Annotated in this window: 22 protein-coding genes; 5 read left to right on the forward strand and 17 right to left on the reverse strand. The window is 60.5% G+C overall.

Annotated features, from left to right (window positions below):
* The first annotated feature begins 354 nt into the window (after positions 1 to 354).
* Positions 355 to 1,446 carry an ATP-binding protein gene (locus AB5405_RS05530; RefSeq protein WP_349099910.1) on the forward strand — a complete coding sequence of 364 codons (1,092 nt, stop codon included), beginning with the start codon at positions 355 to 357 and terminating at the stop codon, positions 1,444 to 1,446.
* A 227-nt stretch (positions 1,447 to 1,673) separates the two neighbouring features.
* Here the strand turns inward: AB5405_RS05530 and AB5405_RS05535 are convergent, their stop codons facing one another.
* The 6 genes from AB5405_RS05535 to AB5405_RS05560 form a co-directional block, all read right to left on the reverse strand.
* A complete protein-coding gene (locus AB5405_RS05535) occupies positions 1,674 to 1,913 on the reverse strand; it encodes a hypothetical protein (RefSeq protein WP_052044012.1) in 240 nt (79 codons plus the stop codon).
* A 73-nt stretch (positions 1,914 to 1,986) separates the two neighbouring features.
* A complete protein-coding gene (locus tag AB5405_RS05540; protein WP_329932505.1) occupies positions 1,987 to 2,613 on the reverse strand; it encodes a tyrosine-type recombinase/integrase in 627 nt (208 codons plus the stop codon).
* Positions 2,614 to 2,618: 5 nt separating this feature from the next.
* Complete coding sequence (locus tag AB5405_RS05545) at positions 2,619 to 2,954, reverse strand: hypothetical protein (protein WP_368137823.1); 336 nt, start codon at positions 2,952 to 2,954, stop codon at positions 2,619 to 2,621.
* Positions 2,955 to 3,459: 505 nt separating this feature from the next.
* Entirely contained in the window at positions 3,460 to 3,768 is a 309-nt protein-coding gene (locus AB5405_RS05550) for an MGMT family protein (protein WP_006234744.1), read from the reverse strand.
* 174 nt (positions 3,769 to 3,942) lie between these two features.
* Positions 3,943 to 4,449, reverse strand: coding sequence for a CBS domain-containing protein (locus tag AB5405_RS05555; protein ID WP_368137824.1), 507 nt, complete (start codon positions 4,447 to 4,449; stop codon positions 3,943 to 3,945).
* A 3-nt stretch (positions 4,450 to 4,452) separates the two neighbouring features.
* Positions 4,453 to 5,892 (reverse strand): MDR family MFS transporter, encoded by a 1,440-nt coding sequence (locus AB5405_RS05560; protein WP_035136865.1) that lies wholly within the window; start codon positions 5,890 to 5,892, stop codon positions 4,453 to 4,455.
* Between the two features lie 520 nt (positions 5,893 to 6,412).
* Between AB5405_RS05560 and AB5405_RS05565 the strand changes: the two genes are divergently transcribed.
* Positions 6,413 to 6,754, forward strand: a complete 342-nt coding sequence (locus tag AB5405_RS05565) for an arsenate reductase family protein (protein WP_006234747.1) — start codon at positions 6,413 to 6,415, stop codon at positions 6,752 to 6,754.
* Between the two features lie 187 nt (positions 6,755 to 6,941).
* Here AB5405_RS05565 and ilvD read toward each other — a convergent pair whose 3' ends face one another.
* Both ilvD and AB5405_RS05575 read right to left on the reverse strand, forming a co-directional pair.
* Positions 6,942 to 8,720: a dihydroxy-acid dehydratase gene (gene ilvD, locus AB5405_RS05570; RefSeq protein ID WP_229028317.1), complete on the reverse strand. Its 1,779-nt coding sequence runs from the start codon at positions 8,718 to 8,720 to the stop codon at positions 6,942 to 6,944.
* A gap of 108 nt (positions 8,721 to 8,828) precedes the next feature.
* The gene (locus AB5405_RS05575; RefSeq protein ID WP_271748036.1) at positions 8,829 to 9,008 is read right to left on the reverse strand and encodes a GntT/GntP/DsdX family permease; all 180 of its coding nucleotides are present in this window, start codon (positions 9,006 to 9,008) and stop codon (positions 8,829 to 8,831) included.
* Between AB5405_RS05575 and AB5405_RS05580 the strand changes: the two genes are divergently transcribed.
* On the forward strand, positions 9,007 to 9,369 hold the full coding sequence (locus AB5405_RS05580) for a FadR/GntR family transcriptional regulator (protein ID WP_368137825.1): 363 nt from the start codon (positions 9,007 to 9,009) through the stop codon (positions 9,367 to 9,369). The two genes, AB5405_RS05575 and AB5405_RS05580, sit on opposite strands and share 2 nt — an antisense overlap.
* Positions 9,370 to 9,468: 99 nt before the next feature.
* On the opposite strand, the gene AB5405_RS05585 is transcribed toward AB5405_RS05580, so the two are convergent.
* The 4 genes from AB5405_RS05585 to kdpA form a co-directional block, all read right to left on the reverse strand.
* Positions 9,469 to 11,418 (reverse strand): FAD-dependent oxidoreductase, encoded by a 1,950-nt coding sequence (locus AB5405_RS05585; RefSeq protein ID WP_368137826.1) that lies wholly within the window; start codon positions 11,416 to 11,418, stop codon positions 9,469 to 9,471.
* A gap of 248 nt (positions 11,419 to 11,666) precedes the next feature.
* Positions 11,667 to 12,257 (reverse strand): potassium-transporting ATPase subunit KdpC, encoded by a 591-nt coding sequence (gene kdpC, locus AB5405_RS05590; RefSeq protein WP_161115485.1) that lies wholly within the window; start codon positions 12,255 to 12,257, stop codon positions 11,667 to 11,669.
* A 12-nt stretch (positions 12,258 to 12,269) separates the two neighbouring features.
* Positions 12,270 to 14,324, reverse strand: coding sequence for a potassium-transporting ATPase subunit KdpB (kdpB, locus tag AB5405_RS05595; RefSeq protein ID WP_195234174.1), 2,055 nt, complete (start codon positions 14,322 to 14,324; stop codon positions 12,270 to 12,272).
* Between the two features lie 16 nt (positions 14,325 to 14,340).
* Positions 14,341 to 16,164 (reverse strand): potassium-transporting ATPase subunit KdpA, encoded by a 1,824-nt coding sequence (gene kdpA, locus AB5405_RS05600; protein WP_368137827.1) that lies wholly within the window; start codon positions 16,162 to 16,164, stop codon positions 14,341 to 14,343.
* Between the two features lie 334 nt (positions 16,165 to 16,498).
* On the opposite strand from kdpA, the gene AB5405_RS05605 reads away from it, so the two are divergent.
* A complete protein-coding gene (locus AB5405_RS05605) occupies positions 16,499 to 19,234 on the forward strand; it encodes an ATP-binding protein (protein ID WP_368137828.1) in 2,736 nt (911 codons plus the stop codon).
* On the forward strand, positions 19,227 to 19,931 hold the full coding sequence (locus AB5405_RS05610; RefSeq protein WP_117583373.1) for a response regulator: 705 nt from the start codon (positions 19,227 to 19,229) through the stop codon (positions 19,929 to 19,931). The genes AB5405_RS05605 and AB5405_RS05610 overlap by 8 nt, the downstream gene beginning before the upstream one ends.
* A 98-nt stretch (positions 19,932 to 20,029) precedes the next feature.
* Here AB5405_RS05610 and AB5405_RS05615 read toward each other — a convergent pair whose 3' ends face one another.
* The 5 genes from AB5405_RS05615 to AB5405_RS05635 form a co-directional block, all read right to left on the reverse strand.
* Positions 20,030 to 21,247 (reverse strand): FAD-dependent oxidoreductase, encoded by a 1,218-nt coding sequence (locus AB5405_RS05615; protein ID WP_368137829.1) that lies wholly within the window; start codon positions 21,245 to 21,247, stop codon positions 20,030 to 20,032.
* 104 nt (positions 21,248 to 21,351) lie between these two features.
* A complete protein-coding gene (locus AB5405_RS05620; protein WP_368137830.1) occupies positions 21,352 to 22,257 on the reverse strand; it encodes a sugar phosphate isomerase/epimerase family protein in 906 nt (301 codons plus the stop codon).
* A 1-nt stretch (position 22,258) separates the two neighbouring features.
* Positions 22,259 to 23,497 carry a glycoside hydrolase family 88/105 protein gene (locus AB5405_RS05625; protein ID WP_115596161.1) on the reverse strand — a complete coding sequence of 413 codons (1,239 nt, stop codon included), beginning with the start codon at positions 23,495 to 23,497 and terminating at the stop codon, positions 22,259 to 22,261.
* A 107-nt stretch (positions 23,498 to 23,604) separates the two neighbouring features.
* Positions 23,605 to 24,276, reverse strand: a complete 672-nt coding sequence (locus AB5405_RS05630; protein ID WP_368137831.1) for an SGNH/GDSL hydrolase family protein — start codon at positions 24,274 to 24,276, stop codon at positions 23,605 to 23,607.
* 78 nt (positions 24,277 to 24,354) lie between these two features.
* Positions 24,355 to 26,228, reverse strand: a 1,874-nt coding sequence (locus AB5405_RS05635) for a pectinesterase family protein (RefSeq protein ID WP_368137832.1), incomplete at its 5' end; no start/stop codon positions are given.

A 26,228-nucleotide genomic window follows, 5' to 3' on the forward strand; every position in this document is an offset into this window, starting at 1 on the left:
TGCGACGCGGAAATCGCGCGCCGTTGCCGCGCCCCGCAGTGCCCGCTTCCCCCGAGAACAATTATCAGTGCAGGTAGGCAGCTTGTCGATTTTCGAAAAAGCCGGCTATGGTTGACCTCTGCGGCTTAAACGTAGTAGATAGGCCCTATTCGTGGCACAGCACCACTCCATCCCAAATTGGCACCCCGAGCCCTCGTGAGTTGCCAACAAGCTGTTCGACCAGCGCTTTATCCGCGCGGCATTTGGAAAATAGCACCACCGCAAAACCCGCGAGTAGCGCTTACTTTGCTATATCTCACTATACTTTGCTATATCTTGCTATACTTTGCTATATCTTGAGCAAAGGTGGCTCACATGCAAACAAACCCTTTTAAGCCCACAGCAGGTAAAACACCTCCCACGATTATCGGCCGCGAAGATGTGCTCGAAGAATTCAATGAGGGCCTCGTCAACGGGCCTGGTGCCCCGGGGCGCCTAATGCGCATAGCCGGCGTCCGTGGAACGGGCAAGACGGTCCTCCTTGACGAGTGCTCACGTTTGGCGCAAAGCCGTGGCTGGACGGTCATAAAAGAGGTCGCAACCGAGGGACTTTGCCAACGCATTCTCGAACAGCTGCAGCCCAAATTCCAGGCCAAACACGCCAGATTTGAGCCCACCGTAGCTGGCATATCCATCGGCAGCATAGACATTGAGCGAATCGGTCCATCGCTACGCGACGCCATGAGACAGACAATATCCAAGAATGGAAATGGCCTGCTCATCACTCTCGACGAGGTTCAAGACGCAGAGCTCGATGAGGTCCGAACGCTCTCCATTGCGATTCAGCAGGTTATCGGCGAAGACCTTGATATAGCCTTTGTTTTTGCTGGGCTGCCTTCGATGATTGAAAGCATCATCAACGGAAAGACACTTGCGTTTTTGCGCCGCGCCCTCCCCTTTGACCTGAAGGCTGTGGCAGTAACCGAAGTGTCGTACTCCCTCGAGGAAACCATTGAAGCGTCTGGCATGGAGTTGCAGCCAGGTATTGCCGGCCAACTTGCCGAGGCAACGCAGGGCTATCCTTTCATGATCCAACTCGTTGGATACTACGCATGGCAGTTGGCAAGACGCGCACATACAACGATTATTGGAGAAGAAGAAGCCGAGCGTGGCATTGCAACGGCACGCGAACGCTTCTGCGCCATGGTGATTGAGCCCGCGCTGCAGCGCATTCCGCCCACGTGCATCGCTTATCTGCTGAGCATGGCGTCTTTGGGGCAGACGAGCTCGACCAGCATGGTTGCCGATGCCCTAAACAAAACGCCTCAACAGGTGAGTTCCGTCCGCAGCCGCCTGTTAAGAGAATCGATTATCGAGGCTCCCTCGTACGGCAAGGTCTCATTTGCCATCCCCTACATGCGCGACTACCTCTACGAGCACAAAGCCGAACTGGAAGTTGAACTGTAGAAACGGCAACTGCCCTGCAAGACGAAAACCGTTTTCGTACGGATTAAAGCAGACGTAAACGATTTTCGTCTTGATTTGCGTACGGAATTAAGACGTAAATTGCGCTTTCGTACGCTTATTACCAGACGCAAATTGTTTTCGTCCGGCCATGCGTCCCCAATCTAGACGAAAAGAGCCCCGAGCTCGAATCGGGGCTCGATGTAAGTTCTAGGGTGTCAGAAGTTACATCAGCCGCTTACGACCGCTCTGTCTATCTCTCCGAGCGGGACGGGCGCCGATGCCCTGATCTCTGCCATGTCGAGGTGCGAGATCAAATCCTTGGCGCGCTCGCCGGAGTGGTATGCCTTGTTCGGCGCCACCTTCCTGTAGAGCTTCTTGAGCTTCGTCTTCCCCTTGTTGCCCGGCGGCATCTCCGTCTCAGGTGGCAGCCCTAGGAAGGACAGGACGCCGGGCAGGTCGCACAGCATCACGTCCTCGATGTCGGCCTTGGCCGCCAGGTCGACGACTCTCTGCGCTGTCGGCGAGATGTTCGGGGTGCTGCTACCGCCCGCTGGTTCGGAAGCTGGCGGGCAGTAGCGGGCAGTAGCGGGCAGTAGCGGCAGTAGCGGTGTGGCTCGATAGGCCCGAATATCCGTAAGGAAGGTGCTCGCTCTCATATGTGCTGATATGCCTCGCCTCGCGAACCTTGGGATGCTTCCTGAGGTAATCCCTCAATTCGAGCCACTCTTTATGCTCATAACGCTTCGAAATCGTTTCCCCGTCGACAGTTTCCTTCACATAATGGTATGTTCGAACGCCTTCGAACTTGCCGAACCCGTTCTCGACGCTGAAGTTTCTGAACCAGCGCGAAAACCCATTCAGGTCCATGAAGTTGACTTGGGGATGCCTGTCTTTCGTTCGTTCGAATGAGTGGACGAGCGGAGTGCCTTTGACTTGTTCCAGGCCGAAGGCTTCCATTTCGCGGGCCTGCTCCTTTTTCCAGAATTCGAGATACGACGTCAGCGTCTCGCTTATCGAGATCCTCCGCACGCTTTTCTTGCTTTTGGGCGAGCGAACGCTTCGATCGGCCGCGAACTGCTGCTCAATGAGGATGCTTCTGTTCTCGACGGAGACATCGGACCACGTCATCCCGAGGGCTTCTGCCCTTCTCATGTCGGTGTCGAGCATGAGCATCACGCATGTGATGTGCGCGTCCGGTTCTCGATTGAGTAGGATGTCGAGTAGGCGAGCGGCGTGATGGTTCCTTTGCGGTTGTCGTGGAACTTTTTTGCGTACGAGCCGACGGTGTCCCTCGATTTTTGGACGTAGGTGCCGCTGTTGAGTTCTGCCTTGTAGGCTTCGAGTGCGGCGTCGACCTCTCGGCTTTTGGTGGTATGTATGGTCTGCCACGGCGAATAGCGGTATTTGCCCGTGACCGGATCCTTGCCGAGGCTGTGACGGTAGCGCCACCTGTATTTGTCGCGGCGTTGCTTCGTTCCTTTGCCTATGACGAGAGGTCGGTCGTTCATCGTGTTCCTTGCCTGAAGTGCCTGAGAATCGCGCTCGGTTGCGCGGAATGGCGCAAAGGGCTGGGGCGGGTGGGCATTACCCTTGGTGGTGGGCCCTGCGTGGGGTCACACCCCAAGGGTAATGCTCCGCCTGACCGCTTTCAAGCTCGTTGTGGGTCGAATTTGGGTCGAAATGTCTGAATGAAACAACGTCGTAGCGACCTCATAACCCGAAGGTCGGTGGTTCAAATCCGCCCCCCGCGACCATGAAACTTCAGGTCGGAAGCATAAAAGCTCCCGACCTTTTTCTTTGTCTAGGGGTTTCGGCATCTCTCGTTCTTTGGGTACCTCGAGGCGGGCAATCAGATAGATGCTTACGAGTATCATAGGGTCTTTTTACGTCGCGGTCGTGTCTCGTACTGGTGCGCCGCTCTTTGTGGGACGTGTCACTTTGCCATAGGTTGTCCGGCGGCGGGGCGCAGGTCGTTCCCCGTGGCGTCGCTCCTTTCGACGCTACGCTGCCTGGCTACTCGTTCCACTGGTGCTTTTTCATGTCGACGCAGCCGTTGTCTCGGAAGGCGACTCCTTCCTCCGTCAGTAGTGCTCGCTGGTCGGGGAAGTTTGGCGCGAGGCGTCCCGCGTGGTTGACGACGCGGTGGCAGGGATAATCGCCGTAGCGATCCGCCTCGCTCAGCACCGCTCCGACCAGGCGAGAGTTTTTCTCCCTGCCGATGAGGCGCGCTATCTGACCGTACGAGGCGACGCATCCCGCCGGAATCTCTGCCACGACGGAGAGAATCTCATAAACCAAATCTTCGTCCAGGACTTTTCCCATCGTATCGCTCCCGTGTTCGCTTTTGCCTTCGGGGGCGCGGCGCCGATCACCCGTGCTGCGATTTTCGCAGCTCCCCTTACCGAAGCATCGAGGGAAAGCGCGTGCGTGTCAAGGTTGTCTGGTCCAGTTGCTGGCTCGATGCCTCGAGATGTTCGCCTCAAGTGCGACCTGCCCCTATTGGAAAAGGATGCCAAAGATGTATTTGGTGATGGCGGAGCGGCGGATGACCCCCACGAGTTTGCCCTCGTCATCAACCACAGGAAGCTTCTTGAACTTCTTCTTCGCCAGCAGCGCGGCGACGCGGGCGATGCTCTGCTCGGGACGGGCACACACTACCTGGCGCGTCGCGAAATCCATGACGCAGCGATCCTTCAGGTCTTCGATGCGCTGCTCAAGGCTCTGATCGTCGAAGTACAGCATGGACGCGTCGCCGCCCGTGAAGATGGTGTGAGCGCGATGCTGCGCGATGGCTCCAATGACATCGCCGTCGGAGATGAACCCGACCACCTGGTTGCGCTCATCGATTACGGGCATGCCGCTCACCTCGTTTTCGGCGAGCATGCGCACCACGTCGGAAATCGTGCAATCCTGCGTGCAGGTGAACGGCTCTTCAATCATGATGCTCGAAACGGGCGTCCCCTCGAGCTCGAGCGGGATGCGCTCGGACAGAATCTCGGACATCGCTTATGCCTCCTTCGTTTTCGGTGCGGTTTTCTTGGTGCGCACGCTGAATATGGCGCAGATAAGGGAAACGAGGCCGATTGCCGCGCACACCTTGTAAGCGACGCCCGCGCCCACGGCGGTGGCTACTTGGATGCTCGCATCGACGCCGGCCGACGCGGTGACGCTTGTCATGACCGTGATGATGAGCGCCGTGCACAAACCGCCGGCGACCTGGCGGCCGGTGTTCGCGATGGCGTTGCCGTGGGCGATCATGTCATTTTTCAAGGCATTGACACCCCATGTGTTCACCGGCATGTTCGCGAGCGACTGGCCGGCGGACTGCAGCATGCAGAACAGCGCAACCACCAAGATGGGCGTGTTTACCGTCGAAAGCGAGAGCAGGAACAGGGCGCCGGTCATGAGGGCCAGGCCGACGATCGAGATGGCACGCGGACCGAACTTGTCGAACACCACGCCGGAGATAGGGCTGATGATGATGCCCACCGCCGCGGCGGGAAGCATGGCCATGCCGGTTTCGAAGGCCGAAGCGCCAAGCGAGGTTTGCAGCAGCAACGGCAACAGCGTGTTGGTGACCAGGCATGCGGCGTTGATGAGCGTGACGATGATGGCGGCCACGCGGAACTCGCGCGTCTTGAGCGTGCCCAGTTGAAGCAGCGGGTCCTCGATTTTGCCCTGGCGTACGACGAACAGCACCAAGCACACGACACCCGCGACGATCGAGCCGAGCACCACGGGGTTGCCCCAACCCATCGACGAGGCGCTCGAGAACCCGTAGAGAAGTCCGCCGAAGGCGATGGTGGAGAGGACGACCGAGGGCAGGTCGAGCTTGGGGTTCTTCAGCTCGCCCACGTTTTTCAGCATGAACACGCCCAGCACCAGCACGAGAATTGCGAGGGGGACGATGGCGCCGATCATGGTGCGCCAGCCGTACGTGTCGATCACCGCGCCGCCTACGACGGGGCCGACCGCGGGACCCGCCGACATGACGATGCCCGCCATGCCCATAGCCGTTCCTCGTTTCTCGACGGGGAATACCAGCATGGGAACCACCGAGACAAGCGGCATGAGCACGCCTGAGCCCGCCGCTTGCAACACGCGACCGATGATGAGGAACAGGAAATCAGGGGCTGCGGCGCACAGCAGCGTGCCCAGCGCGAACACCAGCGTCGCCCCGAAGAATAGCGCGCGGGTGCTGAACTTGTCGATAAGGAACGCCGAAACGGGGACCATGATGCCGCTCACCAGCGGGTATATGGACATGATCCACTGGGCAGTCGAGGCATCGATGGCGAAATCGGACATGATGACCGGCAGCGCAGGCGACATCACCGTTTGGTTCAGTAGCGCCAAGAAGGCACCCAGGACGACGACCGCGACGATGCGGATCTGGGTACCGGTAATGCGCCCATTGGCGGGCGCGACCGTACAATTATCAGACATAAGCTTCCTTCGTATCTATTCGATTCTTCGCCGAAGGCGCGCCGGCCCACGGGCGAAATAACATGCACGTGCTATGCGTGCATCAGATACGACAGGAAGAAAGCGGCTGCTCAGAGCGCACTTGGGGAACAACAGGAGAGGCCCCGTATACCAGGGGCCGCCGAATTGCGATGTATGCTTTGGTCAAATCCTTCATAGCGGGGAGGTATTCTAGCAGCCGTCTTCGCCCCTTTCAAGGGATGTAACCCAGACGTTGATTTTCTTCACCGAGGCGCCATCGTTGACGGGTGGCGTGCTTCTCTATCGCCACACCGCGGGGCGAGGGAACGCCGCGGCGAGCTTGTACATCGGCTATGTGTGCAGCTGCGAGCGTGTCGCCGGCGCGCGCTGGGCGCCAGTCCGATCCGGCCGACTCTTGCCGACGGTCGGTCGCCGTCCTCCTCCATCTCCGCCTGCTCTGTTTTTGCTCGGCTCCCTTGTCGCATCATGGACGGACGAGAATTGAGCGAAGGCGGTACGTATGAACATCCAGATATTCGGCACGAAGAAAAGCTTCGATACTAAGAAGGCGCAGCGCTATTTCAAGGAACGTCGTGTGAAGTTCCAGTTCATCGACTTGAAGGAAAAGGGGATGAGCAAAGGCGAGCTCGAAAGCGTGGCGCGCGCCGTCGGCGGGATCGACGCTGTGATCGATCCAAAGGCGAAAGATGCCGACACGGTTGCGCTCGTACAGTATCTTGCTGCCGACCAGAAGTTCGAAAAGGTGCTCGATAACCAGCAGATTCTTCGTGAGCCCATCGTTCGCAACGGCCGCCAGGCAACCGTTGGCTACGAGCCTGACGTGTGGAAGGGCTGGGAATAAAGCGGCTGGGAATAAAGTGAAGCGCCCACGCCCGTGGTTTTATCCACGGACGCGGGCGCTTGCGTAAGACGTCTCTTGTCGTTTGAGTGGAGCGCCCCGGCGGCGCTGAACAACGCGCCCCGGTGACGTGGCTCGGGGCTCTTTGTGCCGCACATCTATGAGAGGAGATATTTGATGCGCATGGGCGCTACTCCATGTAGCCACCCTGAATGGCGGAAACTGCATGCTCGGTAAAGAACTTGAGCGTGCCGGAGGTATAGCGATTAGCCTTGGGCTTCCAAGCGGCTCGGCGCTCGGCCAGGACGGCATCGATCTCGGCCGGCTCCATCTCCTTGCCGGCGATGCCCACGATGGACAGCGAGCGCTCGGGGATGTTGATCTGGATAAGGTCGCCCTCCTCGATCAGGGCAATCGGGCCGCCCACGGCAGCCTCGGGCGAAACGTGACCGATAGCCGGGCCCTTGGAGGCGCCGGAGAAGCGGCCATCGGTGATAAGGGCAATGCTCGCACCCAGCTCGGGATCGCTGACGATAGCTTCGGTGGTGTAGAACATCTCGGGCATTCCGGAACCCTTGGGGCCCTCATAGCGAATGATAACGGCATCGCCGGGCTTGACCTCGTGCGTCAGGACGGCGTGAATGGCGTCCTCCTCGCAGTCGAACGGACGGGCCTTGAGCGTAGCCTGGAACATCTCGCGCGGAACGACGGTGTGCTTGACGACCGCGCCCTCGGGAGCAAGATTGCCGTGGAGGATGGCGATGGAACCGTCGGTGCCGAAGGCCTGGTCAAACGGACGGATGATGTCCTCGCGCTTGAGATTCCACTTCTCAAGGTAACGACCGCACTTCTCGTAGTAACCGTTGTTCTTGAGGTCCTCGAGGTTCTCGCCGAGAGTCTTGCCGGTGACGGTCATAACGTCGAGGTGGAGCATCGACTTGATCTCCTCCATAATGCGCGGCACGCCGCCTGCATAGTAGAAGAACTGCGCCGGCCACTCGCCTGCGGGGCGAACGTTGAGCAGGTAGTGGGCGCCACGGTGCAGGCGATCGAAATCGTCGGCGGACATCTCGATGCCAAACTCGCGGGCAATCGCGGGGATGTGCAGCAGCGAGTTGGTGGAACCGGAGATGGCGCCGTGGACCATGATGAGGTTCTCGAAGGACTCCTTGGTCACGATGTCGCGCGGGCACAGGTTGTGCTCGGAGAGCCACACGGACTGACGGCCGGCCTCGCGGGCAAACTCGCGCAGGTCGGAGCTAGTTGCGGGCAGCAGGGCGGTACCGGGGAGCATAAGGCCCAGGGCCTCGGCGGTAACCTGCATGGTCGAGGCGGTGCCCATAAAGGAGCAGGCGCCGCAGCTGGGGCATGCGTTGTGCTTGGCAAACTCGAGCTCCTCGCGGGAAATCTCGCCGCGCTCATAGCGGGCCGAGATGGCGCCGAGCTGCTCCAGGGTCAACAGATCGGGACCGGCATCCATGACACCGCCGGTAACGACGATGGAGGGGATGTTGATGCGGCCCATGGCCATAAGGTTCGCAGGCAGGCCCTTATCGCAGCTGGCAACAAAGACGCCGGCGTCGAACGGGGTGGCCTTGGCATGAATCTCGATCATGTTGGCGATCATGTCGCGACTGGGCAGCGAGTAGTTGATGCCGTCGTGGCCCTGGGCCTCGCCGTCGCAGATATCGGTGCAGAAGTAACGGGCACCATGACCGCCAGCCTCGGCAACGCCGGCACGGACCTCCTCGACCAACTCAAACAGGCCGGCAGAACCCGGATGCGAGTCGCCGAACGTCGACTCGATAATGACCTGCGGCTTGTCCAGATCCTCGATGGACCAGCCAGAGCCCAGACGCAGCGGGTCCATCTCGGGGCTGATGGTGCGGAACTTGCCGGAACGCGGCTGCAGCTTGGCAACCAGGTCGGCTGCCTCCTGCTGAATCTGTGCCTTGGTCTTCTCGTCCATGATGCTCTCCTCTTTTGATTTGAACGGTTGTACCAATCGTTGGTTAATGAATCAGGTGTAAATGGGTACCGAGCGATGCGCTCGGCAAAAGATGCTTAGCCACGCGAACTAGGCGAAGAACGAAATCACCAGGGCGCAGGCAAGACCCGAAAGGCCGATGAGAGTCTCCATAACGGTCCAGGACTTGAGGGTGGTCTTCTCGTCAATCTCCAGGAACGAGAAGCACATCCAAAAACCGGCATCGTTGACGTGCGAGAGGGCCGTGGCACCGCCGCAGATAGCACGCATGGCGGCCGAGCACGTAGCCAACGACCAGGTCGTCTGTATCAAAGAGCTCTGCGACGAATCCGAGCGCCTGGCCGAGGCCGGTGAGGATTACTCCGCCGCCGACACCGCGTTCCACAATGCCATTGCCGAGAGCTCCGGAAACCTCGTCGTTCCCCGCCTGATGGGCGTGTTCAAGGCATCCGTCCCCCTCTTTATCGACGTGACCGGCAAAAAGCTCGTCGAGGAAACTATCCGCACGCACCGCGATGTGGCCGACGCCATCGCCTCACGCAATCCCACCGCCGTGCACGACGCGATGTATCTGCACCTGGTGTATAACCGCAACATGATTGCGGAGGGAGCAGAAGCAAAAGGCATTTAGGGCCCGACAATAATCTTTCTTTGGCAAAACGCAGGCGGCGGCTGCCCAACACACAGGGCAGCCGCCGCTTTTTGCAATCGATTGGTGCAAAGGGGTTGACTAGAGCTCGCAGGCGACCTTGTAGCCATCGCCGATGGCGTCGCGGATGTTGCCGCACTTGTTGGCGTCGCCCAGCACGTGGGTGGCAACACCGGCTGCAGCCAGGTCGTCGGCCAGCTTAGTATTGGGACGATAGCCCATGGCAAGCACCAGCGTATCGGCATCGGCGATGGTGTGGACCTCGCCGTCCTTCTCGTAGCTGATGGTATCCTCGGTAATCTCGGTCACCTTGGCCTCGGTCAGCACATGGACGCCCTTGGAGAGCATGCGCGTGATAAGCACCGCGCGACCGGCGCCGCCCTCGTTGGCAGCGAGCGTCTTGGTCATCTCGATGACGGTGACATCGCGATTGGCCGGCGACAGGTCGTTGACCAGCGGGGCCAGGTAATCGGCCGTCTCGCAGCCAACGGTGCCGCCGCCCACGATGACGATCTTCTTGCCCGGGAAAGCCTTGCCGCCCAGCAGGTCGTCAGCCGTCATAACCTGCTTAAAGCCCTGCATGAAGGCCGGGGCGATGGGCTCGGCGCCATAAGCCAGGACAACCTCGTAGCCGGCGTAGTCGCGTTGAATGTCCTCGGCAGTAAGCTCGGTGCCAAATACGCACTTCACGCCGGCCTCGGCCAGGCGACGATACTGATACTTGATCACGCGGGTGAGTTCCTGCTTTGCCGGCGGAACGGCCGCAATGCGCATCTCGCCGCCCGGCTCATCCTGCTTGTCAACGAGCACCACGTTGTGGCCGCGCTTGGCGGCAATGTAGGCTGCCTCCATGCCCGCAGGACCAGCACCCACAACGAGCACGTTCTTGGCCTCGGCGGCAGGCTCGTAGCCGGCCTCGTCGCGCTCCACGTCCGGGTTGACGGTACAGGAGATGCGCTTGCCGAACATAATGCCGTTCAGGCAGCGCAGGCAGCCGATGCAGGGGCGGATGTCGTCGGCGTTGCCGGCAGCGGCCTTATTGCAAAACTCGGCATCGCACAGATTGGCGCGGCCCATCATGCAGATGTCGGCAGCGCCGTCCTCGATCAGCTCCTCGGCGATCCAGGCCTCGTTGATACGTCCGACGGTGGCGACGGGAATGTTGACGTGCTTTTTGATCTCGCGCGAGCAGGCGGCGTGCGAGGCCTGCTGCGTGCCGGCGGCGGGAATCGCGGAGCCGCGCTTGATGGTGGTGCCGCCCGACACATGAATCATGTCGACGCCGGCCTTCTCCAGGCGACGTGAGACGTAGATCATGTCGTTGAGGGTCAGGCCGCCATCGGTGTACTCATCGCCCGAGATGCGGACGTCAATGATAAAGTCCTTGCCGCAGCGCTCGCGAATCTCGGCGATAACCTCGAGTAAGAAGCGCATGCGGGCGTCGAGCGAGCCACCGTACTCATCGGTACGCTTGTTGTAGAGCGGAGTCAAAAAACCGCCGAGCATGCCGTGGGCGTGCGCTGCATGGACCTCGACGCCGTCGACGCCAGCCTTTTGCATACGCACAGCGGCATCGCCAAACTGGTGCGTGAGTTCGTGGATCTCATCGACCGTGATGGGGCGCGGTGCCTCGCGGGCATAGGACGGGCCCACAAAGGACGGAGCGATCAGGCGCGGCGTGCCCGGAATGTTAAAGGCCATGTAGGCAGGGTGGAAGAGCTGCGGCATGATCTTGCAGCCGTACTCGTGGACGGCCGCGGCGAGCTTTTCCCAGCCAGGGATAAACGTGTCGTCGTAGCAGCACATGTCACCCGGCAGATAGGTATAGGTAGGCTCGACCGTCACGACCTCGGTGATGATCAGGCCAACGCCACCCTTGGCACGGGCACGGTAATGATCGACCAAGTCGTCGGTCACATAGCCATGATCGGCCAGGTTGGTAGACACCGGCGGCATAAAGACGCGGTTCTTGACCTCGGTCGTACCGACCTTGATCGGGCTAAAGAGCATCGGATAGGCGGAGGACTCCATACAGGCTTCCTTTCGTTTGAGCCGCTCGGCGGCAGTTGCTAACGTACTTATCGTATCAGTATCCGCCGCATTCGCACTCGCTCGCACTCCCCACCTTCAATCCCGACCCTCACAAAAAAGTTGCGGTGGAATACGGAGTAGATAAGGCCTTTGACAGCCAAAACAGTCCGTATTTCACCGCAACTGATGGGCGGGGTGGACTTGAGGGCTCAGATAGTCAGTCATGCCCTCATCCGCCACTCCCTCACCTACAGCGCGCCGTCCAGCATAAGGTTCACCTTGAGCACGTTGACCGTGGGCTCGCCGAACACGCCGAGGAAACGGCCCTTGGTGCACGCGGCAATGATGTCGCGCACCTCGTCCTCACTTTTGCCCGTGGCCTTGGCGAGGCGCGGGACCTGGTACTCGGCGGCATCGGGAGAGATCTCGGGGTCGAGCCCTGAGCCGGAACACGTCACCAGGTCGACGGGCACAGCGTCCATATCGGCATCGGGGTTGGCGGCGCGGATCTTCTTCACGCGCGCATCCACAAGCTGCCGATACTCCTCACTCGCCGGGGACAGGTTGGATGGGGCACCATACGCCATGAGCTCGCCATCTTCGCCTTCGAAAATTGACACGTTCTGGATGCGGCCCCACATGTGATCCTCATCCTCGAAGTTCTGGCCGATGAGCTCGGAACCCACAACCTTGCCGTCGACCGTAATGAGCGAACCGTTCGCCTGATACGGGAACGCAACCTGGGCAATGCCGGTCACGACAAGCGTATAGCCCAGGCCGCAGACAACGGTAAACAGCGCGAACACGCCCAGTGCGCGCGATGCAACACCTTTGAACATACAAACCTCCACTTACATAATGCCGCAGAACGCGAGCAGCATGTCGATGAGCTTGATGAATACGAACGGGGCAACGATGCCGCCCAGACCCCACACGAGCAGGTTGTGGGTCAGCAGCTGTCCGGACGGGACCTCGCGGTACTTAACGCCCTTCAGCGCGGCCGGGATCAGCGCGACGATAACGAGCGCGTTATAGATGATGGCCGAAAGAACCGCGGACAGCGGGCTTGCCAGACCGAGGATGTTGAGTGCGCCAAGGCCCGGGTAGATCGGCGAGAACAGGGCCGGGATGATAGCGAAGTACTTCGCCATGTCGTTGGCGACCGAGAAGGTCGTAAGCGAACCGCGGGTCATGAGCAGCTGCTTGCCGATACGCACGACCTCGATGAGCTTGGTGGGGCTGGAGTCGAGGTCGACCATGTTGCCGGCCTCCTTGGCAGCCTGGGTGCCCGTGTTCATGGCCACGGCGACATCCGCCTGCGCCAGCGCCGGCGCGTCGTTGGTGCCGTCGCCGGTCATGGCGACCAGGTGGCCCTCACGCTGGAACTCGCGGATCTTCTCGAGCTTGCCCTCAGGGGTGGCCTCGGCCAGGAAGTCGTCAACGCCGGCCTCGGCGGCGATTGCCGCGGCGGTGAGTGGGTTGTCGCCCGTCACCATGATGGTCTTGATGCCCATCTTGCGCAGGTCGGCGAACTTCTCCTTAACGCCGGACTTGATGATGTCCTTGAGGTACACAACGCCCAGCACGCGGCAGTTCTTGGTCACGACCAGCGGGGTGCCGCCGGCCTTGGCGATGCGCTCGACGGCCTCGTCGCACTCCTGGGAGAACACGCCGCCGGCTGCCTCCACATAGGTGCGCACGGAATCGGCAGCGCCCTTGCGAATCTCATTGCCCTCGTAGTTCACACCGGACATGCGGGTCGCCGCGGTGAAGGGGATGAACTCCATACCCTTATCCTCGAGTGTGCGGCCGCGCAGACCGAACTGCTCCTTGGCGAGCACGACGATGGAACGGCCTTCGGGGGTCTCGTCGGCCAGCGAGGAAAGCTGGGCGGCATCGGCCAGCTCCGCGGGATCGATGCCGTCGACCGGGATGAACTCGGCGGCTTGGCGGTTACCCAGGGTGATGGTGCCGGTCTTGTCGAGCATGAGGATGTCGACGTCGCCGGCGGCCTCGATGGCGCGGCCGGACATGGCCAGCACGTTGGCCTCGTTCAGACGGCTCATGCCGGCGATGCCGATGGCGGAAAGAAGGGCGCCGATGGTAGTAGGAGCCAGGCACACGAGCAGCGCCACGAGCGTGGTCACGGCCGTGGGGTTGTCCATGTCGTTAAGACCGACCGAGAAGCAGGAGTAACAATACAGGGCCAGCGTGACCAGGATAAAGACGATGGAGAGGGCCACCAGGAAGATCTCCAGAGCGATCTCGTTAGGGGTCTTCTTGCGCGCGGCACCCTCGACCATTGCGATCATCTTGTCCAGGAAGCTCTGGCCGGGCTCACTGGAGATCTTGACGATGATCCAGTCGGACAGCACCGTGGTACCGCCGGTAACGGCAGAGCGGTCGCCGCCGGCCTCGCGGACCACGGGGGCGGACTCGCCGGTGATGGCGGACTCGTCAACGGAAGCAGCGCCCTCGATGACGTCGCCGTCGCCGGGAATCTGCTCGCCGGCGCGTACGATCACCAGGTCGCCGCGCGTGAGCTCGGTGCCGGGAACGACGGTGAAGTGCTCCTTGTCCTCAACGGACTCGATGCGATGGGCCTCGACATCCTTCTTGGCCGCACGCAGGGAATCGGCCTGGGCTTTACCGCGGCCCTCGGCAAGCGCCTCGGCGAAGTTCGAGAACAGGTCGGTAAGCCACAGGATGACCGCGATGGCGACCACATAGTAGGTGGGCACACCCGCGTCCTGCACGCCGAAAATGGAAGCGACGGCCAGGACGGAGGTCATGACGGCGGAAAGCCACACCAGGAACATGACCGGGTTTTGAATCTGGACGCGAGGATCCAGCTTGGCAAACGAGTCGCGGACCGCGCGGCCCATCATGTCTTTTTGCATAGTCATAAATCTGCGCCCTCCTTTACGCAATCATCTGGAAGAACTCGGCAACGGGGCCAAGCGCCAGGGCCGGGAAGAAGCTCAGGGCACCGATCAGCAGAACGATGAACACGAGCAGGAATACGAACATGCCGTTAGTGGTAGACAGGGTACCGGCGCTCTCGGCGACCTTGCCCTTCTTGGCCAGCGAGCCGGCGATAGCCAGCGTACCGATGATAGGCATGAAGCGGGCGAACAGCATCTCGAGGCCGAGCATGACGTTGATCCAGGGAATGTTGCAGTTCATGCCTGCAAACGCCGAGCCGTTGTTGCCGCCGCATGAGGTGAAGGCATACAGCGCCTCGGAGAAGCCGTGCGCGCCACCATTGTTGAGCTGGTCGGCAAGACCGGGCACCATGCAGGCGATGGCCGAGCACACCAGAATGGCAAACGGAGTTGCCAAGCACAGGACAACTGCCCAGCGCATCTCGCCCGGCTCGATCTTCTTGCCCAGGAACTCAGGCGTGCGTCCGACCATGAGGCCGGCGATGAACACTGTGAGGATGGCGAAGCCGATCATGCCGTACAGGCCGCAGCCCACGCCGCCGAAGACGACCTCGCCCAGCGCTATCTGGAGCATCTGGACAAACCCGCCGAGCGGGGTGTAGGAGTCGTGCATGGAGTTGACCGAGCCGTTGGAAGCAGCCGTCGTGAAAGCGGACCAGGTGGAAGAGGAGGCGATGCCAAAGCGGCTCTCCTTGCCCTCCATGTTGCCGCCGGCCTGGCCGTCGGTCATCTCGATATTGACCGCTCCGCCATCGGCCAGCTGCGGGGTGCCCGCATGCTCGTTGACGGCAATGATGCCGGTGAAGATCACCAGCAGGATAAGCATCGCCGCGAAGATGGCCTTGCCCTGCTTGGTGTTCTTGACGCCGATACCGAAGGTGAAGCAGCAGGCGGCCGGGACCAGCAGCAGGCTGGTCATCTCGATGATGTTGGTGAAGGCACTGGGGTTCTCATACGGATGGGCGGAGTTCACGCCGAAGAAGCCGCCGCCGTTGGTGCCGGACTGCTTGATGGCGACCTGAGGAGCCGCGGGACCCTGGGGCAGGAACTGCTCGGTAACCACGCGCGCACCCTCGACAACCTTGCCGTCGACCTTGACCGTGTCGCCCTCGATCTGGGCGCCGTCGATGACGCTCCAGCCGCCGTCTGCATTAGGCTGGACAGCGACGGGCTCTACGAGCTCAGCCTTCTGAGCCGGCTGGAAGTTGGAGATGACGCCACCGGCAGCCAGGCAGATGCCGAACACGAGGTTCAGTGGAATGAGCACATACAGGACGGTGCGGGTGAGGTCGGCCCAGAAGGAACCCAAACCCTGCTCCTTGACCTGACGGAAGCCGCGGATCAGCGCGAACATGACCGCGATACCGGTGCCAGCGGAAACGAAGTTCTGCACGGTGAGGCCCATGAACTGCACAAGGTAGGACAGGGTGGTCTCACCGGAGTAGGACTGCCAGTTGGTGTTGGTTATGAAGGAAGCAGCCGTATTGAACGACAGGTCCCATGACACACCCGGCAGGTGCTGGGGATTGCCCGGCAAGAAGGACTGAAGCGTCTGGAGTGCCACAAGAACCACGAGGCCGATCCCCGAAAAGACCAGCACGCTCGCCAGATAGCGCCTACACCCCATCTGCTCTGCCGCGTCGATGCGAAGCAGACGATAGACGCCACGCTCCACAGGAGCAATCACAGGCGACAGGAACGTATGCTCACCATCCATGATATGGGCCATGAACCGACCGAGCGGAACGGCCAGGACGATGAGCACGGCAAAGTACAAGATGTACTGAATCGCAGCGTCCATAGTTTACGAATCACTCCTCATCAGAATGTAGATGTAATAGATAAGAAGTCCAATGCAGACGACTCCGATGATGGGAATGAGGATGTCCATTTACCGCCCCTTTCACGCGCGGTCCGATGTCTCGGACGCCTACCCTCGCAAGCGTCTGGGGACAGTAAACGCTTCTAGGGATTAAAGAGGCGTGAGGGCCGGGGCTCACGACCTTAAGATGCCGTAAAGATGCAGGTAGAAAGCACTATTGCGGCTGCAGTGCGCCTATACTCGACCTCGCGAGCATACAGTGGCGTCCTCGCCGCGTATGCACGCATGGACAACGCTTCAGAAAGGCTACGCTATGCAGCGCGTCGCATCGGACACTCGCGTCAATCCAGACCTCATCCTCAAGGCAATTGAGAAAGGCGAGGTCGCCGATGACGCTCGAACCAGCCGGGGACACCTCAAGATTTTCTTTGGCTACGCTGCTGGCGCAGGCAAAACCTATGCGATGCTTCAAGCCGCCCACGCCGCCAAGCGGCGGGGTGTCGACGTCGTCGCGGGATACATCGAGCCGCACGAACGTCCGGCAACTGCCCATCTTGCACAAGGGCTTGAGAACGTGCCCTGTAAACTCATCGAGCACAACGGCATTACGCTCGGCGAGTTCGATCTAGATGCGGCTATCGAACGCGCCCCTCAGCTCATCCTTGTCGACGAGCTCGCCCATACGAATGCGCCGGGGTCTCGCCACGACAAACGCTATCAAGACGTCGAGGAACTTCTACATGCGGGCATCGACGTCTATACGACCGTGAACGTTCAGCATATCGAGAGCCTAAACGACATGGTTGCATCCATCACCGGCGTTGTCGTGAGCGAACGAATCCCCGACCGTATCTTCGATGATGCCGACCAGGTCGAGCTCGTCGACATAGAGCCCGAAGACCTACTTGAGCGCCTTCGCGCCGGCCTCGTCTACCGTCCCGCACAAGCCGACCGAGCGCAACAGCATTTTTTTACCGTCGAGAACCTCACCGCACTCCGAGAAATCGCGCTGCGCCGCTGCGCCGATCGCACCGGTCACCTCACAGACGCCGCACGCGTGCTGGGAAACCGTGACTACTACACCAGGGAGCGTATCTTAGTCTGTGTCTCCCCGGCGCCGACCAATCCCCGCATCGTCCGTGCCGCCGCACGCATGGCGAAAGCGTTTCGCAGCGAGCTCGTCGCCCTGTTCGTAGAGAGCCCGCGCACGCAAGCCATGAGCGATGATGAGCGCGCCAAGCTTGCAGCCAATATCGCCCTAGCCGAGCAGCTCGGAGCACATATGGAAACCGTCTATGGCGACGACATCGCGTTTCAGATCTCCGAGTTCGCGCGCCTGTCGGGTATTTCGAAGATCGTCATGGGGCGCACGGGCGAGCGCAGCAGCGTCCGTCAGGCCCTCTTCGGCCGCAAATCTCTCGTAGAACAGCTCATAACAATCGCTCCGAACCTCGACATTTACATCATTCCAGAACAGTCGACTCCGCCCTCCCGACCCAAAGGACGCCGCCATGCGCTCGCCCTGCAGCCGCCCAGCAGCCGAAACGTGCTTCGCACGCTGGCTCTCTCTCTTGCCGCCACGGCGATCGGCACGGCTTTCCGCCATCTGGGATTTGCCGATTCCAGCATCATATCCCTCTATATCTTCACGGCCCTGCTGACCGCCGTCACCACGACGGGGCGTATCTGCACGATCGTATCGAGCGTGCTCTCTGTAGTGCTTTACAACTTCTGCTTCGTCACGCCTCTGTTTTCGCTCGCCAGCTACGACCGAAGCTATCTGGTCACGTTCGGTATCATGTTCGCCACCGCTATGGTCGCCGGCGAGTTAACTGCGCGCATCGCCGACAACGCCCGTACATCCGCCGAGAACGCATTCAAAACGCGCGTACTCCTCGAAACGAACCAGCTCTTGCAGCAAGCCCATAGCGCGGAGGAGTGCGCCCGCGTCGCCATGAACCAACTCGTCAAACTGCTAAAACTCGACGTGGTCTTCTACCCCGCCGAACACGGCACGCTCGGCAAGGCGCTCTATGAGTCCGCTGGCACCGAAAACCGATCCGCGTCGCTGCTCACCGACTACGAGCGCGCCGTTGCAACCTGGACCTACACCAACAACAAGCGCGCGGGCGCAAGCACGCGGACCCTGCCTGAGGCGCGCTGTCTCTACCTCGCGGTTCGCACCGGCGACAAGGTATTCGGTGTCATCGGCATCGCCCTGGAGGGGCGCGAGATCGAAGCCTTCGAGCATTCGATCGTCCTATCTATCGTAGGCGAATGCGCCTTGGCGCTCGAAAGCGACCGGGCGGCGCAAGAGCGCGAAGAGGCTGCGGTCTTGGCGAAAAACGAGCAGCTGCGCGCCAACCTTTTGCGCTCCATCGGCCACGATTTGAGGACACCTCTCACGGCTATATCCGGATCTGCGGCAATCCTTCGGAAGAGCGACGAGAAGCTCAGCCTCGAACAACGCTGCGATCTTGCCGATGCCATCTACGACGACTCCCTCTGGCTTATCGATACCGTGGAGAACCTCCTCGCCATCACACGCGTCGAGGACGGCACCATTCGCCTCAACTTAACATCCGAGCTCATCGACGAGGTCATCGAGGCCGCCCTCAGCCATGTCGCCCAAGCATCGCATGGACGTACCGTCACCATCGACCACACTGACGACATCCTGCTGGTACGCATCGACGTCCATCTCATCATGCAGGTGCTTACGAATCTCATCATGAACGCCTTCAAATACACGCCCGAGGACTCGACTGTCACCATCGGCGCACGTCGCGAGGGTGCGTTCGTCGTGGTGGACGTCGCAGACGATGGGCCGGGTGTGGCAGACTGCGACAAGCCTCATATCTTTGAGCGCTTCTTCACCTCAAGCAATACGCAGCCCGTGGATTCGCGTCGAAGCATCGGCCTTGGACTGTCGCTCTGCCGCTCCATCGTGGAGGCGCATGGCGGCGTCATCGAAGTTCGCGACAACCACCCCCATGGGGCTGTCTTCCGTTTTACCCTGCCCGCCGAGGAGATCGAGATTCATGAATAATGCCGCTAAGCCACGCATCCTCCTGGTCGAAGATGACCTGACCGTTCAAAACCTCGTTTCGACCGCGCTTGACCTCCACGGCTATGTCGTGAGCAAGGTTTGCAACGGCCAGGCCGCCATCATGGATGCGGTGTCGCACGGCCCCAGCCTCATCATGCTCGACCTCGGCCTTCCCGACATTGACGGTATCGAGGTCATCACGAAGATCCGAAGCTGGTCGGCAGTCCCCATTATCGTCATTTCGGCGCGCACCGAAGATTCCGACAAGATTGCAGCACTTGACGCAGGGGCAGACGACTACCTCACCAAGCCCTTTTCTGTGGATGAGTTGCTCGCGCGCGTCCGTGCGAATTTGAGGCGCTCCTCGATGGCGTCGAGCGAGTCGACAGAAGCGAGCACGTTCGACAACGGTCCGCTGCATATCGACTATGCCGCGGGATACGCGACGAAAGACGGACGCGAGCTCTCGCTCACCCCAACCGAGTACAAATTGCTCGTCCTTCTGGCGAAAAACGTCGACAAGGTGCTCACCCACACCTTCATCACCCGCGAGATATGGGGCACGAGCTGGGACAGCGATCTGGCGAGCCTGCGCGTGTTCATGCGTACCCTGCGCAAGAAGATCGAGGCAGACCCCTCTCACCCCAAGATGATTCAGACGCACATGGGTGTCGGGTACCGCATGCAGCGTCTCTAGCCCACCTCACAAAAAAAGTTGCGGTGGAATACGGAGTAGATGAGGCTTTTGGCAGCCAAAACAGTCCGTATTTCACCGCAACTAATGGATGGGATGTGTTAGAGACCCAAATAGGCAGTCATGCCTTCGACGGCGAGCTTGGCGCCGGCTACGGCGTGAACAACCGTCAGCGGGCCGTTAACCACGTCGCCGGCGGCAAAGACGCCAGGCACCGTTGTCATGCCGTTCTCGTCGACCGAAAGAAGGCCGCGATGGTCGGTCTCCAGACCACCCGTCGTAAGCACAAGCTTGTCTTTGGGCACCTGAGACGCCGCAATCACAACCGTATCGGCAGACACATGGTCAAGCTCTTCCTCGTAGCCCACCACGTTATTCTCCTCGTCGAAGATAGCCGTCTCGAAGACCGGACCGTTATCGTCGATGGCACAAATCGCCTTGCCGCACACGATTTCGGCACCATCGAGCTCGGTCAGCTCTACCTCGTCATCGATGGCCGAGATATGGCGCGAACGGGCATACACGGTGACCTTGCGAGCACCCGAGCGCAGGGCCGTGCGGGCAACATCCATGGCCACATTGCCGGCGCCGATAACCGCCACGTTCTGCCCGATTGCCACGCTCGTGGGATCGACCAGATAATCGATACCAAACAGCACGTTGCCGCGCGACTCGCCGGGAATACCCAGCTTTCGAGCTCGCCAGGTACCAGTACCGACAAAGACCGCATCGTAGCCGTCGCGCAGCAGGTCGTCGATGTGGAGCGCACCGCCGATGGTGGTCGAGGGGCGAACGCGCACGCCGAGCGAGCACATCACGTGGCGGTACTTTTGCACGAGCGAGCGCGGCAGACGGAACTCGGGGATACCGTACTCCAGCACACCGCCGATCTCGGGGCGCTGTTCAAATACCGTGACGGCACAGCCCAGCTGGGCCATCTTAATGGCCACGGTAATACCGGCAGGACCGGAACCGACCACAGCAACCTGTTTGCCGCACGACGGCGCGGGCGTCCACTCCTTACGATCCAAATACGCTGTCGAGATATAGTTCTCGATGCTCGAGAAATGCACGGGTGTGCCCTTGCGGCCCTGGGTGCAAGCACCCTCGCACTGGCCCGAATGGTTGCACACCACGGAGCAGACCGCGCTCATGGGATTGTTCTGGAACAGCAGCTCGCCCGCCTCTTCTAGACGACGCTGTTTGAACAGGTCGATGACCTGCGGAATAGGCGTCTGAACCGGGCAGCCCTTAATCTGACAGAACGCCCTTTTACAACCTAGGCAACGATTCGCCTCCTCGACAATGTGGATAGCCACGCAACTCCCCTTTTTAATGCAATCCAATGGGGGCGACGATAAAGACCCTTCACCGCCGCCCCCATACAGGTAATCTCAATCTGCCGACACAGCAAAAGCCAATGCTATAACTCGCGATGCGAAGCCCCGCAGCGAGCGGACATGTGCTCGAGTGTCGCCAGGCAGTCAGCCGCCGTCGCCGGCACACTGTTCTCGACCACGCAGGGAATCCCAGGGCAGGCGGCAGCCGCCCAGGCCACTACGGGCTCAAAGTCATAGCGGCCCGTCTCGCCCACGCCATGACACACCAGACGTGAACCCGTACCGTCGCACCAACCGGCTTCGTCCTCGTTATCAACGATCTCAAAATCCTTGGCGTGCAGCACGCGGATCTTACTGCCGCATAAGTAGAGCATGCGCGCGGTGATTTCCTGCGCTTCGTCAACGACACTGGGGTGCAGCAGCGATACCGGGTCGTAGATCACGCCGAGCGACGGGCTCGAGACGCGCTCCAGCACCTCACGGCAGCGATCCGGAGTATTAACCGTCTCGTTCCAACCGGGCTCGATCAAAATTTGCCCGCCCACGGCCTCGGCCCGATCGCAGACGCGTGCAAGCCCGTCTGTAAACGCTTCGAGTGCCCCATCGGTCATGCGGTCGTCAGCAACGCGGTTCTGCGCATTGGGGCGACCGGTCTCGGTGCCAACCGGGCATCCGCCGAGCATCTGGGCAAAGTTCAGGCATGCCTCGTACTCGGCAATGTTATCCATGAGCTGTTGGCGATCGGGCGTCGCCAAATTCTTATAGCAGCCGAGCACGGCGACCGAAACGCCCGCCTCGTCGAGCACCGCAAGCAAATGGTCGGCAAGCTCGCGGGTCAGGCCGCCTCGATCGATCCCCATCGATGCGTAGAGCACCTTGCTCGGCAGCTGAATGCACGAAAAGCCCAGCTCTCCCGCCATGCGGATGCGTTCCTCGACGGTCCCCTGCGGAAGGTCGTGCAAACGCACACCCGGAGTAATAGCCCCCACGTTATTCACATCCCTTATGAGCGTTGATGCCCGGGGTGTATCCGCCAAACGGGTCCTCGATAGAGCACACGCCCGAGGGAGCAAGCGGGTCATGCCTGCCGGCCAGTTTGTCGTGATGCATGGTCTCGATATAGGCAAGCACCAGCGGCGCCACGCCCTTCGCATCGTTTTTGACGATAGGCTCGCTCATGTAGTAACCAAACGTGCCCTCGCGGTGCGCGGTGTTTCCCAAGCCCGCGACCAGGCAGATGTTGTCGAGCGCCAGCTGCCCATCATGCTCGGACAGGCAGGTCTCGCAGATGCCGTCGAAGGCGCGACGGCCGTACTGGTAGTAACGCTCGCCCAGCACGCCTAGACGCACGCCCTTCATGATGGCATTGGCAAAAATCGCGCTACCAGACTCCTCCAGGTAGTTGGGGGCGATATTGGGCAGGTTGATGACCTGATGCCACATGCCGGTCTTCTCGTCCTGATACGGCAGCATGGCATCGATCAGGTCGTGGAACATCTTGCGAATCTCGTCCTTCTCGGCTGACATCGAAGGCGGCATGAGCTCCCAGGTATCGATGAGTGCCATGGCAAACCAGCCCTCGGCGCGCAGCCAGAAGTTAGCCGAAAGGCCGGTGACCGGGTCGCACCAGAACTGTTTGCGGCTCGCGTCGTAAGCGTGATAGTACAGACCGTTGAGGGGGTTGCGCATCAGGTCATGCACGACCTGGAACATATGGAAGCTGTCCGAGCAGGCACGACGGTTGTGGAAGCTCAGCTCGTACTGCATGTAGAACGGCTGGGCCATATACATGCCATCGAGCCAGATCTGGTTGGGATAGACGGCCTTGTGCCAAAACACGCCTTCTTTGGTGCGCGGCTGGGTCTCGAGCTGGCGGTAGATGGTGTCCATGGCGGCGCGGTACTTGGGCTTGCCCACCAGGTCATAGAGCTTGTAGAGGGTCTTGCCCGCATTGACGTTATCGAGGTTGTACTCCTGCGGGTTGTAATGCTTGATGGTACCGTCGTCCTGGACAAAGAAATCGATGTAGTCATCGGCAAAGGTCAGGTAGCGCTGCTCACCCGTGATCTCGTACAGTTCGATGAGCGCCTTGATCATGCAGCCGTCGATATAGTTCCAGGTGTTCTCCTTGCCGGCGCGAATCTTTTCGATATTCCAAGCCGGCGCCTGCGGCGTAGAGGTTTCGATCAACTGCTCGATATAACGATCCAGGATTTGATTGCAACCCATTGCTGTCCCCTCTGACATAAACGATAGGTGAACGTTACCCCTAGTGTAACGCGAACGAGGAATATAGGGTGAACGTTAACCCTATATTCCTCGCGAACGGCAGACTTTTAGCGGCAAACGGCGGTGAGACCCGCGGCGATGCGATGCGCCAGGCGCTCATAGCCAGCCGGGCTGTAGTGCAGACCGTCCGGCATATAGAGCTCGCGGTGCTCCGGCAAAAACGGGCTGATGCCGCTTTGCGCATACAGGTCAATCACCGGCACGGAGTAGCGGTCGCAGACCTCGAGCATCGCTCGCACGTAGGCGACCTGCGTCAACCCCAGGTGGTTGAGCTCGTCGCTTGCCGGGATATCCTTCTCGTGCTTGCCGCTCGTCTTGCACGGCGTCATAAACACGAGCTTTGCCCGAGGCGAGCGCGCCGTGATGGTACGGATCAGGTAATCGAGTGCACCATAGAACTCATGCACGTCCGTGCTGCCGAGCTCTCCAAGCGGCACGTTGCGGCTAAAGTCGTTGACGCCGCCAAAGACGATGTAGATATCGGCCGCATCGTCGATACCGTCAAGGCGCTCGACAAACGAATCGGTACGGTCGGCCTTGATGGCGATACGCGAACCCTTGATGCCAAAGTTCTCGACGACCGCGCCTCCCAGCAACGCGCCCAGATGCGAAGTCCAAGAGATGTCGTTGCCGCCTGCGCCGCATCCGTTATCGCCCCATGTGGTCGAATCACCAAAACAGCAGATGGTCGACTCGCTCAAGGTCTTCGTCGGTTTCATATTTATACTCCTTCCCGCCCACACGGCGGCCTTTGGCCTCATCAGTCATTACCGTTTGCCCGCAACAACGCCCACGACCTAGGAACGGCCCCCGGCAGCATGCCCGTCAAGCCATTCGATATCCTCGGCAAGGTACGCAACGCCCAGATGGTGTCCGCCCGGGCAAACCTCGTGCAACAGGTCGTCGGCATGTCCCACGAGGCCATAGGCGTCCCGAACGATGGAGAGCTGCTCATCAACATTCGCAAGTCCGCGGGCGCCGTTGAGATGATCACCCTCGCAACTCTGCACCAGCAGCGGGCGTGGTGCAATGAGCGACGCGATATCGCCCATATCGAGCAGGCGCCACAGTCCCGGCACATAGTTGCAGCTGCAATTGCCGTTGAGGTGCAGCAGCGAATCATCGACACCGTACAGGTAGCCCGAGACAAACGTCTTGCATACGCGTGGGTCGAGCGCCGCCAGATACAGCGTCATGTATCCGCCGCCCGAAAAGCCAAAACAGCCCAGGTCGTCCATGGCAATGTCGCCGCGCGCCTCTAGGTAATCGACCAGACGCATGTTATCCCAGGCGTTGAGGCCCGCAACGGTAAGTCCCAGCGGCTCGGCCATGCGCGCCTGGTTTAGGCACGTGCCGCGCAGAAAGCTGTTCTCGTCATCGCCCTGACCCTTCCAGTCACGACGGTATCCCCAACCGCGTGCGTCGGGGCAGACGGTCACGTAACCCATACGCGCCAAACGCAGACCGTAGTCGTAATTGAACTTACGCACAGCATCATCGACCGCCGGCACGCCCGTCACGCCCGCAACACTTGCGGCGCCTGCTCCCTGATGGCCATGCGGGCAGATATAGCAACGCTTAAGCCCCCGTCCATCAAGCTTCGGATGAGACGGCTCCAACAGGTAAAACGGCATCCACACATCGTGCTCAACCTGCAGCATCGCATGAGTACGCACAATGCCGCCGGCAACCCGCACGCGGCTGAGCTCACGAATCTCAATCGGGACGCGGTCCATAAGCGAAAGGCCCAAAACATCGTACAGACGAGTCCTGGTCGCAATCTTCCATGCCTCAAAATCTGCAGGAGTCTTGCCCGTAAAAGCAGCCGAACGCCCCTCGCGCTTCAGCCGGGCACGCAGCGCAGGTTCGTCTTCGCAGTACGTCTCGATGTGCACGGTGCGGCCGTTGGCAGACAGTTCAGCCGTCTCAACCGCATCACCGTCGCCGCCCTCGGGATCCCAGCCATCCCCACCGGCAAGCACCTGCTCGCGAGCGTACCCGGCGGCAGCCATCACATCGAGTTCATTCGCCCACGGCACCCAGCCGGTAGTATCACCCGCCGGCCCATGCAGAATCGCGCCAGCATACTGCACGCAGTTGTGTGCCGCCGGCTTATTCCAATCCCACCAGCCTTCGCGCTTGATATGTCGCCCCAGCCAGCAATCGATCAGCACAGTTTGCGCCCATTCGCGCCAAGGACGACCCAGGTAGACCGAATCCGGCGCCACGCCATCCGGAGCTGTAAGCGAACAGCCGTGGAACACAAAGCCGTGCGGCTCGCCTTCGGGCGTCGACGCCGCCGTCACGTAGCCGTTTACGTCCATATCGCGGTTGAGCGAGCGAATCTCACACCCCTCAAAGTAGGCACGCGCGCCGCCAAAGATAAAGTCGACATCGCCCTCGATCCGGCAACGTCGAAAATACTGGCGCCCCACCCGGCGCGGCGCATACTGTTTGGGTCCTATAAACCCGCCCGGTTTGGCCTCATGCGGCGGCAGCGGACCCAAAAACAGCGTGTCTTGGTGTCCCTTAATGCAGCAGGCATCGACAACCAGACGGTCGCCATCAGCATACAGGGCAATCGCTTGACCGACCTCGCGCCCATCGCCCGCATCGTTTTCGATCGTGAGGTTCTCGAGCCGTACGTCGTCGGCATCGACCAAAACGGTAT

The organism is Collinsella aerofaciens, from assembly GCF_040920445.1.
In the GTDB taxonomy this organism is placed as follows: Bacteria; Actinomycetota; Coriobacteriia; order Coriobacteriales; family Coriobacteriaceae; genus Collinsella; species Collinsella aerofaciens_BH.

What these genes read in the sequence shown, in the direction of transcription:
- AB5405_RS05555 (WP_368137824.1), bottom strand. Translation starts at nt 4,449, where the DNA reads ATGTCCGAGATTCTGTCCGAGCGCATCCCGCTCGAGCTCGAGGGGACG.
- AB5405_RS05535 (WP_052044012.1), bottom strand. Translation starts at nt 1,913, where the DNA reads ATGCTGTGCGACCTGCCCGGCGTCCTGTCCTTCCTAGGGCTGCCACCT.
- kdpB (WP_195234174.1), bottom strand. Translation starts at nt 14,324, where the DNA reads ATGACTATGCAAAAAGACATGATGGGCCGCGCGGTCCGCGACTCGTTT.
- AB5405_RS05530 (WP_349099910.1), top strand. Translation starts at nt 355, where the DNA reads ATGCAAACAAACCCTTTTAAGCCCACAGCAGGTAAAACACCTCCCACG.
- AB5405_RS05630 (WP_368137831.1), bottom strand. Translation starts at nt 24,276, where the DNA reads ATGAAACCGACGAAGACCTTGAGCGAGTCGACCATCTGCTGTTTTGGT.
- AB5405_RS05540 (WP_329932505.1), bottom strand. Translation starts at nt 2,613, where the DNA reads ATGCTCGACACCGACATGAGAAGGGCAGAAGCCCTCGGGATGACGTGG.
- ilvD (WP_229028317.1), bottom strand. Translation starts at nt 8,720, where the DNA reads ATGGACGAGAAGACCAAGGCACAGATTCAGCAGGAGGCAGCCGACCTG.
- kdpA (WP_368137827.1), bottom strand. Translation starts at nt 16,164, where the DNA reads ATGGACGCTGCGATTCAGTACATCTTGTACTTTGCCGTGCTCATCGTC.
- kdpC (WP_161115485.1), bottom strand. Translation starts at nt 12,257, where the DNA reads ATGTTCAAAGGTGTTGCATCGCGCGCACTGGGCGTGTTCGCGCTGTTT.
- AB5405_RS05605 (WP_368137828.1), top strand. Translation starts at nt 16,499, where the DNA reads ATGCAGCGCGTCGCATCGGACACTCGCGTCAATCCAGACCTCATCCTC.
- AB5405_RS05560 (WP_035136865.1), bottom strand. Translation starts at nt 5,892, where the DNA reads ATGTCTGATAATTGTACGGTCGCGCCCGCCAATGGGCGCATTACCGGT.
- AB5405_RS05610 (WP_117583373.1), top strand. Translation starts at nt 19,227, where the DNA reads ATGAATAATGCCGCTAAGCCACGCATCCTCCTGGTCGAAGATGACCTG.
- AB5405_RS05575 (WP_271748036.1), bottom strand. Translation starts at nt 9,008, where the DNA reads ATGCGTGCTATCTGCGGCGGTGCCACGGCCCTCTCGCACGTCAACGAT.
- AB5405_RS05580 (WP_368137825.1), top strand. Translation starts at nt 9,007, where the DNA reads ATGGCGGCCGAGCACGTAGCCAACGACCAGGTCGTCTGTATCAAAGAG.
- AB5405_RS05565 (WP_006234747.1), top strand. Translation starts at nt 6,413, where the DNA reads ATGAACATCCAGATATTCGGCACGAAGAAAAGCTTCGATACTAAGAAG.
- AB5405_RS05550 (WP_006234744.1), bottom strand. Translation starts at nt 3,768, where the DNA reads ATGGGAAAAGTCCTGGACGAAGATTTGGTTTATGAGATTCTCTCCGTC.
- AB5405_RS05545 (WP_368137823.1), bottom strand. Translation starts at nt 2,954, where the DNA reads ATGAACGACCGACCTCTCGTCATAGGCAAAGGAACGAAGCAACGCCGC.
- AB5405_RS05585 (WP_368137826.1), bottom strand. Translation starts at nt 11,418, where the DNA reads ATGGAGTCCTCCGCCTATCCGATGCTCTTTAGCCCGATCAAGGTCGGT.
- AB5405_RS05625 (WP_115596161.1), bottom strand. Translation starts at nt 23,497, where the DNA reads ATGGGTTGCAATCAAATCCTGGATCGTTATATCGAGCAGTTGATCGAA.